Genomic DNA, 16,263 nt, shown 5'->3' with positions numbered 1-16,263 from the left:
GGCTGGCGGTCCGACGAAAGTGATGCCGGCCTTTTCGGCGGCCCGGGCGAGTCCCGGGTTTTCCGACAGGAAACCGTAACCCGGGTAGATGGCGTCACACCCGGATTCCTTGGCGACACGCACAATTTCCTCTACGTCCAGGTAGGCGCGGACCGGGTGACCCTCTTCACCAATGAGGTAAGCCTCGTCAGCCTTCTGCCGGTGGATCGAATTGCGGTCCTCGTACGGGAACACAGCAACCGTCTTTGCCCCCACCTCAAAGCCAGCCCTGAAGGCACGGATGGCAATCTCGCCACGGTTAGCTACCAGAATCTTCGAAAACATTGCTCTCCTGCGTCCGTGCATCTCACCAATGGATACGTGCGTCCGTGTCCTGCATCACGGCAATCCTCACCCTACCGCGCTGTGACGTCGACCTCTTAACCTTTCTCAACATCTGACCGGCGTCCCGGGCACCGCTGACTTCGGAACCCCTACCGCTCACCTATGATGGAACGGTAGGTCGACCGCCATTGATGCGGAACTGACCAAACCCAGACGAAATAGAGGCCGCCGGCTCAAACTGCGGCCCAGGATTCCCGCTGGCGCGACGTCCGGCAGCCGCGCACACGAGATGTTAGGTATTGGTTTAACAAGTGCAAGTAGTGAGCATCAGCAGCCTCAAGGGCGGTGTCGGCAAGACGTCCGTGACTCTCGGATTGGCCTCGGCAGCGCTTGCCGCTGGAATCCCGACCCTGGTCGTTGATTTGGACCCGCATGCTGACGCCACCACCGGTCTGGGTGTGAGATCCGCTGATCAACTCGATATCGGCCGTCTGCTGAAGATTGCGCGTCGCGGCGACCTCGGAGCCAACGTGGTGCCCAGCGGTTGGGTGGCTTCGGCCATCCAACAGAACCCGCCGTTGTCGGGGAAGGCACCTGTTCTCGACGTCGCAGTGGGCTCCGCCTACTCGGGTATTTACGACCGACCAGATCTGGGACGGCGGGATCTGCGACGGCTCACCACCCTGCTGTCGCGTCTGGAGGGTTATGGGCTGGTTCTCATCGATTGCCCGCCATCCCTCAACGGGCTGACCCGGATGGCGTGGACCGCCAGCAACCGGGTGCTGCTGGTCGCCGAGCCGGGCCTGTTCTCGGTGGCAGGCACAGAGCGGACCATGCGGGCTATCGAGCTGTTCAAACGAGAATTTGCGCCGAATTTGTCCACCGCAGGGATTGTCGCCAACCGGGTACGTCCCGGTTCGAACGAGCACGCGTTCCGCCTTGCGGAAATGCGCCAGATGTTTGGTGATCTCCTATTGAGTCCCACCATTACTGAGCAGGCGAACTGGCAGCAGATTCAGGGTGCCGCCCACTCGGTGCACCATTGGCCGGGCGAATCGGCGCGCAATGCCGCCGGCTACTTTGATGAGTTGCTGAAAAACCTGGTGGATTCCGGCCGGCTGAGAAGCCGGGTGGCCCGACGCGCCTGAGGGAACGAGGTGGCTCTCGCCTGGCTCAGGTGGCTCTCGCCTCATTCGAAGGGGCCTCGCCTGGCTCAGGGGGCTCTCGCTTGCTCGAAGGGGGCCTCGCCTAATCCATGGGTGGGTTAGCTAGGCCCTAGCTGATCTTGCGGGTGGCCCGGCGCTTGCTGAGTTCATCGTCGGGGAAGTCCTGATCGGCTGCGTGTTCGCTGGGGAGGGCCGCGAGGCTGCCTTCCACCTCACGCCAGACCTTGCCGACAGCAATGCCAAATACGCCCTGGCCACCCTGGACCAGGTCGATAACTTCCTCGGCCGAGGTGCACTCGTAGACGCTGGCGCCGTCGCTCATCAGGGTGATCTGGGCTAGATCCTCGACGCCGCGTTCCCGGAGGTGCTCAATTGCGGCGCGGATCTGCTGGAGGGAGACGCCTGTGTCGAGCAGTCGTTTGACGACCTTCAGTACCAGGATGTCCCGGAAACCGTACAGTCGCTGGGTGCCCGAGCCGGAGGCGCCTCGGACTGCTGGTTCCACGAGGCCGGTCCGGGCCCAGTAGTCGAGCTGGCGGTACGTGATGCCGGCCGCTTTGCAGGCAGTGGGACCGCGGTAGCCAGCATCTTCATCAAGGACGGGGAGATCTTCGGTGAACAGCAGGCCCTGCGCACTGGCCGGGATCCCGGATCCGGACGCAACCGCGTTGGAACCCGTACCGGCGTCGCCTTTGGGACTCACGTGCTGCCTCCTCGTTCTGATAACCGTGGGAATACTTGGACGGTAGGCACTAGGCACGCACCGGATTCTCAGGGTTTGCTCTCAAGTCTGCCCTGAGTTAATGGGTAGTGCAATGAAACCGTATGCTTCGACGTTAGATCGCCGGGCACTCCAGGTCAAAGATGCAGGGCATAAAGAGTTTGGCGTGTCGGAACCTTAACGTTCGAAATCCTCGGGTTCCACGTCGGCGAGGAACTCGCGGAACTGGCGCAACTCCCGTTCGGCGTTGACTGGGGGCACAGCGGGCGTATCGTCGTCGTCGTCGTCAGCTGCCTCGGTGATCTCCACGCCCGCCTCGTCCAGGACGGAGACGGCGCAGTAGATGGGGCAGGGGACGCGGAGGGCGACCGCGATGGCGTCGGATGCGCGCGAGCTCACCGCCGTGCCGTCGTCGAACACCAGCTCTGCGTGAAAAACGGTATCTTCGACGGAGATCAGCCGGACCTGGCTGATCTCGCGGCCGAGGGCGTTGACCACGCTGACGAGGAGGTCGTGGGTCATGGGCCGGGGCGGGACAATGCCTTGCTGAACGAAGGCGATTGCGCTGGCTTCCGGGGCACCAATCCAGATCGGGATGTGGCGTTCCCCCTTGGTTTCCTTCAGCAGCACCAGGGGCTGGTTGGAGGGCAGTTCGATTCGGACTCCGACGACTTCTACTTCAAGCATTGCGGCCCCCTAGCTATCCATGCGGGAAATGTGGCCCTGTACCAACGCTGTGTGCAGGTTCAGGCACAGCTCGCTGATTTCGCGGGCCATTTCGGCGGCGCGTGCCTTGGAGGCCACGTCCCGACGGGAAGCGACGGGTGTCACAACCCGCTCAACGAGGCCCAGTTCGCGGTCAGCTGCGGCGCGGAAAGGGCGGAGGTGCCGGGGTTCGATCCCGTGGCCCTCCAGCAATACGCATGCCCGGGTGACGCGGAGGGCATGTTCGTCGAAGCGGCCGTCAACCGGGGCGATCAGGCCAAAGCCCACCAGATCGAGCACCAGGGCATGCCTGGCGCCGGCCTCGGCCGTCAGAGTTTCGAGGGTCAGGGATCGGGTGTGGGAGTGCAGGTCGCGGGACATCTGGTCTGAGACCATCCGCGGGGACAGGGTCATACCGCCGGGCAGCGATTCCGGCTTCTCACCGCGGTCGATCGCGTCCACGTAGTCCTTGATGACCTTCAGCGGCAGGTACTGGTCCCGCTGCAGTGCCAGCACAAAGCGGAGGCGCTCCACATCATGCGGCGCGTACTTCCGGTATCCGGCCCGGGTGCGCTGAGGGGAGATCAGCCCTTTTTCCTCCAGGAACCGGATTTTGGACGCAGTGATCTGCGGGAAGTCCCCGGACAGTTCGGTGAGGACCTCGCCGATGTTGAGCACATTGCCGTGGACTCGTTCTGGTGCGAGTCCTACGGTGCGCCGAGCTGGCTGGGGTGAGGGCATGCAGCGGGACCTATTCCTGTCCGAGAGGCTGAACTGGTGACTGCTGTGGCGCTGCTGTCCGGGCACTGTAGAAGGTCAGGCGGAACTTGCCAATCTGGATTTCGTTGCCGTTGCGCAACGCAACCTTGTCCACCCGGTCGTTGCTGACGTAGGTGCCGTTGAGGCTACGGGTATCCAGCACGGTGAATCCGGTGTCGGTCCGCTCAAACTGGGCGTGCTTACGGGACACCGTAACGTCGTCGAGGAAGATATCAGCGTTGGGGTGGCGTCCGACCGTTGTCACGTCCTGGTCCAGGAGGAAGCGGGCGCCGGAATTGGGGCCGGTATGAGCCACGAGCAAGGCAGAGGTGCTGGGCAGCGCGGCGACCGCCGCCTGCTCTTCCGGGGACAGCTTTGGGTCCACTGCGGTGGGGGCTAGCGCCGGGATTCCAATTGTGGTGGTCTCCGGCGACGGCGCCTGATTTTCTCTTCCGCCATACGTGGCCGCGTTCTCGTTGCCAACCATGGTGTTCCTCCCCAAAATATGTGGCCAACCAGTCGAACGACCGGTTGGCCACCGTGTCCTTGCAACGGTGATCTTGCCTAGTTGTGCCGGACGAGCCGGTACCCCTAGCCTACCTGCTGTGAGTAATCCGATGAACTCAGAAGCTCATCCACGACGGATGGATCGGCGACCTTGATTTCAAGGAGCCACCCCTCACCGTAGGGATCAGAGTTGATGAGCGCGGGATTGTCCTCAAGGGCCTCATTTCGGGCCACCACCTCACCGGTCACAGGCGCGTAGATGTCGCTGACGCTCTTGGTGGATTCCACCTCACCGACGACGTCGGCCGCGGTCACCGGCGAGCCGGCCTCCGGCATCTGGACGTAGACGACGTCGCCCAGAGCGTCCTGCGCGAAGTCCGTGATGCCGACGCGGACCACACCGTCGGTACTTGGCGGGGTCACCCATTCGTGCTCAGCCGTGTAGTGAAGGTTATCTGGAACGTTGCTCATGGGCAGCCTTTCGTCGTACTCCGGTGTGACTGGGCGCGACGTCCGCTGGATGCCACTGATCGAGTATAGACATAGTGATTGGACGATGGGCAGGGGTGGACTACCCTCAGCTCGCCGAGTGAGGAAAGATCGGTTCATGACCGATCTCCCCTTCCCCGTTCAGCCCATGCTCGCCAAAGCCGTCAGCGATGTGCCTGAGCCGGACAGTGTGGCTGGCGGCCTGCTGTACGAACCGAAATGGGACGGATTCCGAGCCATCATCCACCGCGATGGCGACACCCTGGAGATCGGCAGCCGCGGGTCGAAGCTGCTCACCCGGTATTTTCCGGAATTGGTTGAGGCGCTGAAGGTGTCCCTTCCGGAGCGCTGCGTGGTCGACGGCGAGATTGTGGTCCGCACCGGCTCCCCCGGCAATGAGCGGCTGGACTGGGAGGCGCTGTCGCAGCGCATCCACCCCGCCGACAGCCGGGTCAGGTTACTGGCCGAGGAAACACCCGCCTCGTTCGTCGCTTTCGATCTGCTGGCTGCTGGGTCGAAGGATCTGATGAGCTCACCCTTCGCTGAGCGTCGGGCCGCCCTGGAAGGCATTGCTGGTGCGTTCGCTGCCCCTGTCCATGTGTCTCAAACGACCGACGACGTAGACCTCGCCCNCCCGCCGTTGGCTGGTCGAGTTTGAGGGAGCTGGGCTCGACGGCGTCGTCGCCAAGCCGCTGGGCGCCGGATATGAGCCTGGCAAGCGCCGCATGCTCAAGATCAAGCATCACCGCTCCGCCGACGTCGTCGTCCTCGGTTACCGGGTGCACACCAGCGGCGCCGGTGTCGGGTCCCTGTTGCTGGGGCTGTACGACGACGGCGAACTGCGCAATGTGGGCGGCGCGTCGGCGTTCACCAACAAACGCCGGCTGGAGCTGGTCGATGAGCTGGCGTCAGACGTCGTGCGCGATGCTTCAGGTGAGCCTGTCCGTGGGGAAACCGATCGAAGCCGGTTCGCTTCCGGCAAGGATGTGTCCTTTGTGCGGCTGCACCCGCGGCGGGTGATGGAGGTGCGCTATGACCAGATGGAGGGCTCACGCTTCCGTCATACAGCCCAGTTTTCCCGGTGGCGGCCGGACCGCGACCCCGAGTCCTGCACCTTCGACCAGTTGGAGGTCCCGGTGGCGTATGACCTGAATGAGGTCCTCGCCTAGAGAATAAAGCCCGAGAACCTACTTGTCCTTCTTCGCTCTGCTGGGCTGGACGCGGGAGGGCTCCCCCGGCATCTTCGGGTAGTCCGGCGGGAAGGGTAGCTCGCCGAGACCGGAGTCAAGGTCGCGCTGCCACCAGTCAAGCAGTTTGTCGATGGTGCCGGGCTTTTCGTGGAAGCTGGCCCACGGATCGCCGACGGTTTTCAGCCGTTCGGGCACCGTGAGGACGGTGAAGTTCTTCGGGTCGGCGCTCTCCAGCTCATCCCACCCAATCGGGCAGGAGACCGGTGCGTGGGCCAGGGCCCGCGGACTATAGGCACCGGCGATGGTGCGATCCCGGTTGGCTTGATTGAAGTCGACAAACACCTTCTCCCCACGTTCCTCTTTCCACCACGCGGTGGTGACGGCGTCGGGCATGCGGCGTTCCAGTTCGCGGGCTGCCGCGATCACCGCATGGCGGACGTCGAGAAACTCCCGGACCGGCTTGATCGGGGCAAAGACGTGGAGCCCCCGGTTGCCGGAGGTTTTGATGAAGGCGTTAAGTCCGGCCTCCTCGAGCACCTTGCGCAGTTCGATTGCGGCGGGGACGGCGTCGTCGAAATCGGTTCCCGGCTGGGGATCCAGGTCGATGCGCAACTGGTCAGGGTTGTCGGAATTCTCGGCCCGTGACGGCCAGGGGTGGAAAACGATGGTGTTCATTTGGGCTGCCCAGACGGCGGCGGCAGGTTCATCGATGACGAGTTGCGGGTGGGATCGGGCGCTCGGGTAGATCACGGGCACCGATCGGATGTAGTCGGGTGCACCCTTGGGCGGGTTCTTGGAGAAGAACTGTTCGCCGTCGATCCCGTCCTTGAACCGCTGCAGGGCGAGGGGGCGGTCACCGTTGGCAGCGACGAAGGCCTCCCCCACCTCGACCAGGTATTTGGCGAGGTCGAGCTTGGTGATACCGAGATCGGGCCAGAGCACCCGGCTGGGACTGGAGATCCGCACGTCGCGGGTGCCGTGGGGTCCGTCAACGGACAGGACTGTTGCCTCAGATGCCATGGCTCCAACATACTCCGGGGTACCGGCCTTGTCCGCTGAAGGTGTCAGGACCGGTCATGAGACGGTGATTCGTTTGCGCTGCCTCGCTCAGGCGCCGGCGAGTCCGCCTCGTGGCCGGATGAGCCCGGCCTGCGCCAGGACCAGGTACAACTGGCAGCCGAGGCACAGTCCGAACGCTGCGTTCAGGAACGCGGCGACGAACGCGGCAGCTCCGGCGATTGGAAGCGCCCACGGGACGGCCGCGAGGTGCAGCAGCAGTCCCATCGTCACCACAATGAAGCCGACCACCTGAGCAAAACGTGGCAGTCGAGGGTCTTCACGATCGACCGGCGGTGTGAGCCGGGGGCTGAGAACCTTGCGGAACAGCACGCCCCAGAGAGCGGTCCGTGGGGACGTGAAGCCCCAGGCGAACAGGAAGGCGGTGCTCGCAAGCATCATAAACCCGGGGTCGGACACCCTTTCCGCGAGACTCAGGCGCGGAGTCGCGTCCGCCGTCAGGAGAGCTAAGAAGGTGCCGACCAGCAGCAGGCAGGCCGTCAACGCGGCCGCAAACCGTGGGCCACGAGGGTCAATACCGGGGAGAGGTGTGGTCGAGGGGTTATGAGGCAAGGCGGTCATCGCCGGGTCCTTCCAGGGTGTCAATTTCGGCACGGATGGACGCCACTGATACCGCGCCCGCGTAGCGTGCAGCGACATCGCCGTTCGGATTGACGACGAGCACGGTAGGGGTTTGCATCACCTTCAGCCGCGAGGCGAGATGTGGCCGGTGGGTGAGGTCGACGTCGGTGTACACGACGCCGTCGTAATCCCTGACCGTGTTGGTGAGGGCCCGTCGTACGCCAGGGCAGCGGGAGCAGTAAGCGGTGCTGAACTGGACCACTGTCGCGCGTTCGCCCAGGACCGCGAGGTCCACGTCCGCCGGGGCGATCTCCCCCACCTGCACGGAGCGCTTGCCGCCAGACCGGTGACGCATGGCCAGTCCGATGCCGAGGGCACCGAGGACCAGCACAACGACGATAGCGGCGGCCACGAAAGGGTTCACTCTTCCAAGATACGACCGCATACCCCGGACTGAACCTGGCGGCGTCACAGTTCGTCGTATGCACACCGCCGAGGGAGGCTACAAGCCGGCCGGGTGACGCGGACCGGTGATGCGGCACTCCATCAGTCCAGCAGAGCCTCCACCGTGACGAAGCCGTAGCCCCTGGCGCGCAACCCTTCGATGATGCAGGGCAGGGCGGCGGCGTCGAGGGTGGTGCCGTCGTTCGGGTTGGAACCCACGTGCATCAGAACGATCTGGCCGGGACGGGCCGTGTTCAGGACCCGCTGGCACACAATCGAGGCGGTGATGCCGCCGGATGTCCCTCGCCAGCCCAGCGTGTCCACCGTCCAACGGAACGGAACGTAACCGAAACCGTTGACGACGTCGATGTCGAGCTGAGTCCGATCGCCGTAGGGGAACCGGAAGTAGGGCATGGTCGTCTTGCCGGTGAGCGGCCAGATGGCGGCCTCCGCTCGCGCCAGTTCGAGCCGGATGGCCTCGTTGGTGAGCTGCGAGAAATACGGGTGGGTGTTGGAGTGGTTGCCGACGGGGTATCCGTCAGCTGCCATGGCGCGCACGCTGGCAGGATATGCACGCGCGAACTGGCCGGTCACGAAGAAGGACGCCGTCGCGTCATACCGGTCGAGAGTGTTGAGGATGGAGGTCACCCCCGCATTGGAGGCACCGCCGTCAAAGGTAAGGGCCACGACGGGGCGCGTCGTGGGGAAGGACTCCCAGTCGGTGTCATCCCACCTGGTGGGGACGGATGGCCATGGTACGAATGCGGCGTTGGTGCCCCTGTACTTCGCGGGATAGGCATACAGGGCGCCGTCCGTCCGCACCGCCCAGATCGTCTGGGCGCGAGGATCGAGCTGAGTGGCGAAGATCTTCGGGAAGGCGGACCACCCCGTTCCGATCTGTGTCATGGGGAACGATGTGCCGCTGGACGAGGCGGCATAGAGGCGCAATCTGGCCTCGCTGTCCACAACGAGCAGATCAGAGCGGCCGTTCTTGTCCCAGTCGCCCGCTCCCACGACCTGGCGCATGGGGAGCCAGCCTCCACCCAGTCTGATACGGGGAAGGAAGCTACCGGTGCCGTTGGTCGGGTAGACGTGCATGATGCCGGCCATATCGGTGGCCGCGACAGCGGGATACCCGTTGACGGACTGCTGCACCGGCGTCCACGTCCGCATGCTCAGCCAACCATGGCCGATCTGGCGCGCAGCGAGGAATCCACCCGAACCGTTGCCGGGGTACAGCATCAACCGCCCGTCCTTGAAGCGTGCGATCAGGTCGATGGCACCGTCACGATTCCAGTCCACGCCACCCTGGACGCTCTCGGCGACCAGCCAGCCGTGCCCGATCTGGCGGGGGGACGCGAAACGCTCCCGAGCGTTGGCCGCGTAATAGAGGAGGCGTCCGTCGGACGCGATCAGCATCAGATCGCTGAAACCGTTGCCATCCCAGTCGCCGACCGAGATCGTTCGTGAGGCTGTCCATCCATGCCCAATCCGGTAGGGCGACGAAAAGCCGATGGAGGGGTTGGACGGCAGAGTCTGCGCTGGCAGTGCGGCAGGTGACTCCTCGACGGTCATCCCTGGAGCGGTGTAGGCCGGCGCTGCGAGAGCGGTCCCCGCGGGAACCACACCGGTCAGTACGAGCCCTGACACGAGGCCACCCACGATGACGCTCCGCTTCGCAGCCGCGGCACCCACTCGCAATCCTTCGATGATGCTCCCGCTCATAATTTTGCCCTTACCTCTCGAGTCGCAAGTTGAGGGACTTTCCTGCTCATCTGCTATCTAACTCCGTTGGGCCCGATTGGATTAGGGTCTTTAGTCCGTGGTCTGCTCACCTCAGCGGTAGCGCCGCGCTACTTCCCCCGTCACCTTTTTCGTAGCATGTTTCTGGTGCAGGATGTGGGTGTGCTGGCCTGCTGGCCCCGGCATGATTGCCGCCCCCAGTCGCTCATGATCCAGGGGGTGTTGTCACCGGGGTTGGCAGGTGCCAGGGAAACCGCTGATAGAGGCAGGTTTGAACGGCATCGACAACGGTTGTGAGTGGACGGCACCTGCTCGCGCTTCGGTTAGGACGCAGCGCTCGTCGAGGGCTCGGCGCATGTCCGTGGTGATTGGCCCTATTGCCTTCGGGAGGGGCCCCGCGATCAGACGTGGCGTCTTGCCGGAACAACCCGCCTCCGCGTGTCGCGCGCTCGCCATCCACGAACCAAGGAGGGCTGCGACGTCGTCGGCGAGCGGTTTGCAGGCCGGCCACACCGCAGTGACGGCGGATAACGGGGAATACCCACGTTGCGGGGCTGGTTGAGCGGGGTAATGAGACTTCTTCCCACGCAGCCCGTGCCTGAATTCGATCTGGCCGCGTGGAGCCGCCTGACCACGCCAGCTTCGTGATCCTGCGGACCGTCTCAGGCAAACCCTATGCCCCCACTGAAGGGGTCCAAGCACAGGTTCCTTCCCAGGGGTCCGTGCATGGGTCTACCTGCTATCACAAAGGAGAAAAACATTATGGCAAAGATTCTGATGGTCGTTTCGGCCGCTGATTCCCTGACGATGAAGGACGGTAGTCAGCACCCTACCGGGGTGTGGGCCGAGGAACTGGTGGTTTCCCACCGGACCCTCCTCGGCGCCGGACACACGGTCCACATCGCCTCCCCTGGCGGGGTGAAGCCGACGTTCGACCAGGTCAGCCTCGCCCCGGAAATGGCCGGAGGGCAGGAGAAAGTCGATGAGTTCCGGGAGTACATCACCTCCATCGACGATGAACTATCCGCACCGCTGGTCCTCGCCGAAGTGGACGCCGCGAATTACGACGCCGTGGTCCTGCCAGGCGGGCACGGCCCGATGGCTGACCTGTTTCAGAACGAGGACCTTGGCCGCATCCTGATCGCCGCCAACGACAGCGGGCGAATCATCGCTCCGTTCTGCCACGGTCCTGCCGGATTGCTCAGTGCAGTGGACGGAAACGGAAGGTTCGCCTTCGAGGGCCGGCGGATGACCGTGTTCACCAACAAAGAGGAGCTATCCGGGGGAACCGGGGAGAACACCCCGTGGTTCGTGGAGACCGCATTGCAGGAGCAGGGCGCCGTAGTGGAGCTGGGCGCTGACTGGTCATCCTTCGTGGTGCGCGACGGCAACCTGATTAGCGGCCAGAACCCCCAATCCAGCCACGACCTCGCCCTCGCCGTCATCAACGCCCTAGCCGAATAAGCCAATCACCGCAGGCGGCGGATAGGGCGCCGTCTGCGGTAAACACCCTCTAAGAGCAGTAGATGTCCGATTTCGCCGCCAAAAAACTGCTCCGGCAAGGCCGCGGCCGGAGCAGCATCGAAGACGCCGAAGGACTGCGCCGAATCCCCCGCACCGCCTCCTAACCCCTCGGGCGCCGACACATCAGCCGCAACGCCAGACCTTCGGTGGTGCCTCAACCCGGGAGACCCCTTTGTCGTTGGCCGGGGCTATCCTCGTGTCCATGGTGCACAAGTTCCACGGCGACAGTTGGGGCCTGGCTCCCGGTGCCCGCAACTGGCGGCGGCCCCTGCAGGTGAATGCACCTGACCCGGCGGACGTGCATACCACCAAGGCAACGATCCCGCTGTGGACCGACCTTACCTACGCTGACGGCGGCACAGCCACGGTCAAGGCCTTCGCCCTCGGGTGGACCGACGCAGCCGTCCGCATCCAATGGGTTGAGAAGAGCCTCGCCCGGTACGTCTGGGTGGATGCCAGTAAGGTGCGTCGGCGGGNCGGGGTTTTCGCTGTCGGGATGACAGGATTTGAACCTGCGACCCCTTGACCCCCAGTCAAGTGCGCTACCAAGCTGCGCCACATCCCGATTGGCCGGCCAATGAAGGCCGAACCACCTGAAGAATCCTATCGCATGCCAGGCCTCCGGACGAACCAGACGAGCCGGAAACAGGTTTCTCAGGCAAAAACGGCCACCGGGCCAAGGATTGCCGCTAGGAAGCGGCAATCCTGACCCTGAGGGCCGTTCCTTGCTACTTCTTCTTGCCGCGCTTCTCGCGGACCCGCATGGCGACCTCGATGGGCGTTCCCTCGAAGCCGAAGGTCTCCCGCAGGCGACGCTGGATGAACCGGCGGTAGCCCGGATCCAGGAACCCGGTGGTGAAGAGGACGAACTTCGGCGGACGCGAGGAGGCCTGCGTGCCGAAGAGGATCCGGGGCTGCTTTCCACCGCGGACCGGGTGCGGGTGGGCAGCAACCAGCTCGCCGAGGAACGCGTTGAGGCGTCCGGTCGGGATGCGGGTGTCCCACGATTCGAGGGCCTGGTCCAGGGCCGGGGTGAGCCGGTCCTTGTGCCAGCCGGTCAGCGCCGAGATGTTCACGCGGGGCGCCCAGTCGACATGGGCCAGGTCCTGCTCGATCTCGCGCTCCAGGTACTTGCGGCGCTCGTCGTCCATCAGGTCCCACTTGTTGAACGCCAACACCAGGGCACGGCCGGACTCCATGGCGAGGTTGAGGATCCGGATGTCCTGTTCGCTGAGCACCTCGTCCACGGCCAGCAGCACCACTGCCACCTCGGCCTTTTCCAGGGCCGACTGGGTCCGCAGCGACGCATAGAAGTCGGCGCCCTGTGCCATGTGCACACGGCGGCGGATGCCTGCGGTGTCCACGAACCGCCAGACACGGCCGTCGAGCTCAATCATTTCGTCGACCGGGTCGCGGGNGTGGTTCCGGCCAGCGGATCCACCACTACCCGGTCGCTGCCTGCGAGCTTGTTCAGCAGCGAGGACTTGCCGACGTTGGGGCGGCCGATCAAGGCAACCCGACGAGGACCGCCGGAACGTTCCAGTCCGCCGTGCGCCGAGAACTTCGGCAGCACCTCGAGCGCCTGGTCCAGCATGTCGCCGGTCCCGCGTCCGTGCAGGGCCGAAACGGGCCAGGGCTGGCCGAAGCCGAGACCCCACAGGGTGGCCGCGTCGGCTTCATTCTGGATGTCGTCGACCTTGTTGGCGACGAGAATGACCGGCTTCTTCTTCTTGCGGAGCATCTGCACAATGGCTTCGTCGGTGGCGGTGGCGCCAACGGTGGCGTCGACGACCAGCAGGACAGCGTCGGCCATGTCGACGGCGATCTCGGCCTGGTCGGCGACCCGGGCGTGGATGCCACGGGCGTCGTGCTCCCAGCCGCCGGTGTCCACGAGGGTGAACCCGCGACCGTTCCAGGTCGCTGAGTACATGACCCGGTCACGGGTGACGCCGGGGGTGTCTTCGACTACCGCTTCGCGGCGGCCGAGGATGCGGTTGACCAGGGTGGACTTGCCGACGTTGGGACGTCCAACGATCGCAAGTACCGGGTCGAGCTGCAGGGGCGCGTCGGGGTCATAGTCCTCGGGCTCCAACGCCAGCAGGGCAGCGTCTTCCTCGTCGAGGTCATAGTCGTCGAGTCCGGCCCGGAGGGACCGCGCGCGGATCTCGGCTTCGTCGTCGTCGATTCCGGCCAGGCGCTCCGCAATCGAGTCCTCGCCGGTCGGCTCAAACTCTTCTGCCCCTTCAATGTCAGGGCGGGCCTGGTTGTCAGTCATGAGTGCATTCCTTCGTTATCAGTGTGCAACGGTTCGAACGACGTCGAGCACAGCCGTGATGGTCTGCTCGAAATCGAGTTCCGATGAATCTACGGTAACCACGCCATCTGCGGCCTGGTGAAAATTGACGACTTTCGAGTCTTTGGTGTCCCTGCCGATGACCTGCTCCTGCAGCTGCGCGTCGGTCTGGGTGCCACCGAGCTGGTCGCCACGGCGGCGCAGGCGGGCGGCCTCGCTGGCGGTCAGCAGGATCCGCACCTCAGCGTCGGGGGCGACCACGGTGGTGATGTCCCGGCCCTCGGCCACGATGCGGTGCCCCGAGTCGGCGATGATCTGCCGCTGACGGCGGATCAGTTCGCTGCGGGCGCCCAGGGTGGTGGCCACCGCCGAAACGGCCTCGGAGACGCGCGGTTCGCGGATCGCGGCGGTGACATCCTGACCACCGACCGTCACTGACTCGGCGTCGGGACGGGTGCTGATATCCAGCTCGATCGTGCGGGCGGCGTGTTCGACGGCGGCGCCGTCACCCAGGTCCACCCCTTCCGCGAGACAATGCCAGGTGACTGCCCGGTACATGGCACCGGTGTCCAGGTAGGCGGCATGGAGTTGACGTGCAGCCTCACGGCTCACGCTGGACTTACCGGACCCGGAGGGCCCGTCGATGGCGACGACAAGGGACTTGCCGATGCGGAATAAGGAATGGGGGGTGTTCACTGGACCACTTTCCATCCGTTGGCGGTAAGGAATTCAAGGAGATCGTGCCGTTTGCCGGGCACCACCGAAATTTCGGCCATACCCACCTGACGCCCGGGCGAGTGTTCCAGCCTCAGGTCCTCAAGGTTAATGCCGGCGTCGCCAATCTCGGTGAGGAGCCGCGCAATCTGCCCCGGCACGTCATCGACGAGCACCGTCATGCGAGCGAACGCTTCGGGCGGGGTGCCATGCTTGCCGGGGATGCGGGCCTGGCCCACGTTGCCCTCGGAAATCAGCTGGGCCATGTCGAGGCGCGAGCCTGCCCCCGTGGGATTCTCGAGGGTGCCGATCAAACGGTTCAGGTCCTCGCGCACCCCATACAGGATCTCGACCAGACGGTCCGCGTTCGCGGAGAGGATCTGCACCCAGAGCCGTGGGTCGCTGGCGGCGATCCGGGTCACATCGCGCAACCCATTGCCGGCCAGGGCCAGCGCGTGGGGTGGTGAATCCTGCAGCCTGCTGGCCACCAGCGAGGAAAGGACCTGCGGTAGGTGGGAGATCAGCGCGACCGACTGGTCGTGATCCTCGGCGCTCATGCGCGCGACGACGGCCCCCAGGTCGATGGCCAACGCTTCGGCGGTGCGGATGGCCACGGCGGTGCTGTGCTCTGAAGCGCAGACCACCCACGGCATGCTGGTGAACAATTCAGCGCTGGCGGCAACCGGCCCGGATTTCTCCCGGCCAGCCATCGGGTGGGTCCCCACGTAGCGGTTTAGCGCCGCGTCGTCGACGACGGTGGTCAGGTGGTCAAGCACCGAGGCTTTGACGCTGGCAATGTCGACGACGACGGCGTTCGGGTACTCGGTGAGCGCCTTGGCACTCAAGTCAGCCGTGACGTCCGGTGGCGCTGCGATGACGACCAGTTCCGGTTCGAACGTCTCGACCGGGTTCAGGGCCCGGCCCGCGCCAATATCCTCGGCCACCGCTTGGGTGGACGGAGAGATATCGGTGAGGACGACGTCGATCCCACGTGCCTTCAGCCCCAGCCCAATGCTGGCGCCCAAAAGCCCCGTGCCCACTATGAGCACGGGACCAGACAGGTGGGTGCCGCCGTTGTTAACGCCAGGCATGGTTTAGAGTCCCACCGCTGCCAACAGGTGTCCGACTTCCTGGTTGCCCAGGACACGAATGCTGCCCTGGCGCTGGTCGTTGACCCGGATGGGGCCAACCTGGGTGCGGACCAGCCGCTCGACCGGGTGGCCGACAGCTTCGAAGAGGCGACGGACCACACGGTTGCGGCCCGAGTGAAGTACAACCTCCACCAGGATGTGTCCCGGGGTGGAATCGACGAGCCTGAACGAGTCGACGCCGGCGATGCCGTCTTCAAGTTCGATGCCCTCTCGCATCTGCGCGCCGATGCCGTGGGCCATGGGGCCGCGGACCTGCACCAGGTAGGTCTTGGGGACCTCATAGGACGGGTGGGTGAGGCGGTTGGTGAGTTCGCCGTCGTTCGTCAGGAGCAGCAGGCCCTCGGTGGCGACGTCGAGACGACCCACGTGGAAGAGCCGCTCGTTTTCGTTCTTGTTCTTCAGGTAGTCACTGATGCAGGGACGGCCCTCGGGGTCCTCCATGGTGCAGATGACGCCCTTGGGCTTGTTGAAGACGTAATAGACCAGGTGGTCGTTGAGCTGCAGACGAATGCCGTCAACGTGGATGGCGACCTGGGTGGGATCGACCCGGACACCGAGGTCGGTGACGATGGTGCCGTCGACCTCGACGCGGCCGTCCTCGATCATTTCCTCGCAGACCCGGCGTGACGCCACTCCTGCCGAGGCCATGATCTTCTGCAGGCGCACACCGTCGGGGTTGTGGACGTCGAGCCGATCGACGGGCAGTGCCTTGGGGCCCTGTGCCTTGGGCCGACGGACCGGTCCGAGGCTCTGACCAAAGCGTTCCCTGCCGAAGGCCTTGGGACCGGTTGGCTTCTGTCGGTTGCCGCCCTGCTTGGCGCCGGCCTGCTTGGGGGTGCGGTTGGCGAAGGGACGGCCCTCGCCTGAATCCTCCGACGAACCGCGGTAACCGCCG

General features: G+C 64.8%; 14 protein-coding genes, 1 tRNA gene and 3 pseudogenes (1 of these 18 only partly in view). 3 read left to right on the top strand and 15 right to left on the bottom strand.

Going from position 1 to position 16,263, the window contains the following annotated elements:
* Positions 1-324 (bottom strand): annotated as a pseudogene (locus K728_RS19955) (pyruvate carboxylase); it reaches 3,082 nt to the left of the window's first position.
* 311 nt (positions 325-635) lie between these two features.
* Here K728_RS19955 and K728_RS0117950 point away from each other — a divergent pair.
* Positions 636-1,472, top strand: coding sequence for a ParA family protein (locus K728_RS0117950; RefSeq protein ID WP_024477544.1), 837 nt, complete (start codon positions 636-638; stop codon positions 1,470-1,472).
* A 127-nt stretch (positions 1,473-1,599) separates the two neighbouring features.
* On the opposite strand, the gene K728_RS0117945 is transcribed toward K728_RS0117950, so the two are convergent.
* The 5 genes from K728_RS0117945 to gcvH all read right to left on the bottom strand — a co-directional run bounded on the left by K728_RS0117945 (position 1,600) and on the right by gcvH (position 4,653).
* On the bottom strand, positions 1,600-2,193 hold the full coding sequence (locus K728_RS0117945) for a MerR family transcriptional regulator (protein ID WP_019481370.1): 594 nt from the start codon (positions 2,191-2,193) through the stop codon (positions 1,600-1,602).
* 195 nt (positions 2,194-2,388) lie between these two features.
* On the bottom strand, positions 2,389-2,898 hold the full coding sequence (locus tag K728_RS0117940) for a bifunctional nuclease family protein (RefSeq protein ID WP_024477543.1): 510 nt from the start codon (positions 2,896-2,898) through the stop codon (positions 2,389-2,391).
* 9 nt (positions 2,899-2,907) lie between these two features.
* Positions 2,908-3,657 carry a transcriptional regulator FtsR gene (ftsR, locus tag K728_RS0117935; protein WP_019481372.1) on the bottom strand — a complete coding sequence of 250 codons (750 nt, stop codon included), beginning with the start codon at positions 3,655-3,657 and terminating at the stop codon, positions 2,908-2,910.
* A gap of 10 nt (positions 3,658-3,667) precedes the next feature.
* On the bottom strand, positions 3,668-4,162 hold the full coding sequence (locus K728_RS0117930) for an FHA domain-containing protein (protein WP_024477542.1): 495 nt from the start codon (positions 4,160-4,162) through the stop codon (positions 3,668-3,670).
* Positions 4,163-4,266: 104 nt separating this feature from the next.
* Positions 4,267-4,653: a glycine cleavage system protein GcvH gene (gene gcvH, locus K728_RS0117925; protein WP_019481374.1), complete on the bottom strand. Its 387-nt coding sequence runs from the start codon at positions 4,651-4,653 to the stop codon at positions 4,267-4,269.
* Positions 4,654-4,789: 136 nt separating this feature from the next.
* Between gcvH and K728_RS19950 the strand changes: the two are divergent.
* A pseudogene (locus tag K728_RS19950) lies at positions 4,790-5,840 on the top strand (ATP-dependent DNA ligase).
* 18 nt (positions 5,841-5,858) lie between these two features.
* On the opposite strand, the gene ligD reads toward K728_RS19950, so the two are convergent.
* From ligD to K728_RS21460, 4 genes are all read right to left on the bottom strand, one after another.
* Positions 5,859-6,881, bottom strand: a complete 1,023-nt coding sequence (gene ligD, locus K728_RS0117915; protein ID WP_024477541.1) for a non-homologous end-joining DNA ligase — start codon at positions 6,879-6,881, stop codon at positions 5,859-5,861.
* 87 nt (positions 6,882-6,968) lie between these two features.
* Positions 6,969-7,499 (bottom strand): DUF4395 family protein, encoded by a 531-nt coding sequence (locus K728_RS0117910; RefSeq protein WP_024477540.1) that lies wholly within the window; start codon positions 7,497-7,499, stop codon positions 6,969-6,971.
* Positions 7,480-7,911: a thioredoxin family protein gene (locus tag K728_RS0117905; RefSeq protein WP_193353953.1), complete on the bottom strand. Its 432-nt coding sequence runs from the start codon at positions 7,909-7,911 to the stop codon at positions 7,480-7,482. The genes K728_RS0117910 and K728_RS0117905 overlap by 20 nt, the downstream gene beginning before the upstream one ends.
* A 134-nt stretch (positions 7,912-8,045) precedes the next feature.
* Positions 8,046-9,668 carry a polysaccharide deacetylase family protein gene (locus K728_RS21460; RefSeq protein WP_202805334.1) on the bottom strand — a complete coding sequence of 541 codons (1,623 nt, stop codon included), beginning with the start codon at positions 9,666-9,668 and terminating at the stop codon, positions 8,046-8,048.
* Positions 9,669-10,448: 780 nt separating this feature from the next.
* On the opposite strand from K728_RS21460, the gene K728_RS0117895 reads away from it, so the two are divergent.
* Positions 10,449-11,150, top strand: coding sequence for a type 1 glutamine amidotransferase domain-containing protein (locus tag K728_RS0117895; RefSeq protein WP_024477538.1), 702 nt, complete (start codon positions 10,449-10,451; stop codon positions 11,148-11,150).
* A gap of 551 nt (positions 11,151-11,701) precedes the next feature.
* Here the strand turns inward: K728_RS0117895 and K728_RS0117885 are convergent.
* From K728_RS0117885 to K728_RS0117865, 5 genes and pseudogenes are all read right to left on the bottom strand, one after another.
* Positions 11,702-11,775: transfer RNA gene (locus K728_RS0117885), tRNA-Pro, on the bottom strand.
* A gap of 163 nt (positions 11,776-11,938) precedes the next feature.
* Positions 11,939-13,485, bottom strand: a pseudogene (gene der, locus K728_RS19940) (ribosome biogenesis GTPase Der).
* Between the two features lie 18 nt (positions 13,486-13,503).
* Positions 13,504-14,214 carry a (d)CMP kinase gene (gene cmk / locus K728_RS0117875; RefSeq protein WP_024477537.1) on the bottom strand — a complete coding sequence of 237 codons (711 nt, stop codon included), beginning with the start codon at positions 14,212-14,214 and terminating at the stop codon, positions 13,504-13,506.
* Positions 14,196-15,308 carry a prephenate dehydrogenase gene (locus tag K728_RS0117870; RefSeq protein ID WP_024477536.1) on the bottom strand — a complete coding sequence of 371 codons (1,113 nt, stop codon included), beginning with the start codon at positions 15,306-15,308 and terminating at the stop codon, positions 14,196-14,198. Before K728_RS0117870 ends, cmk begins: the two co-directional genes overlap by 19 nt.
* A 3-nt stretch (positions 15,309-15,311) precedes the next feature.
* On the bottom strand, positions 15,312-16,263 hold a 952-nt coding region (locus tag K728_RS0117865; protein WP_024477535.1), incomplete at its 5' end, for a pseudouridine synthase.

Origin of the sequence: Arthrobacter sp. CAL618, assembly GCF_000468215.1 — a bacterium.
In the GTDB taxonomy this organism is placed as follows: Bacteria; Actinomycetota; Actinomycetes; order Actinomycetales; family Micrococcaceae; genus Arthrobacter_D.
This window is presented reverse-complemented; position numbering and strand designations above follow the sequence as displayed.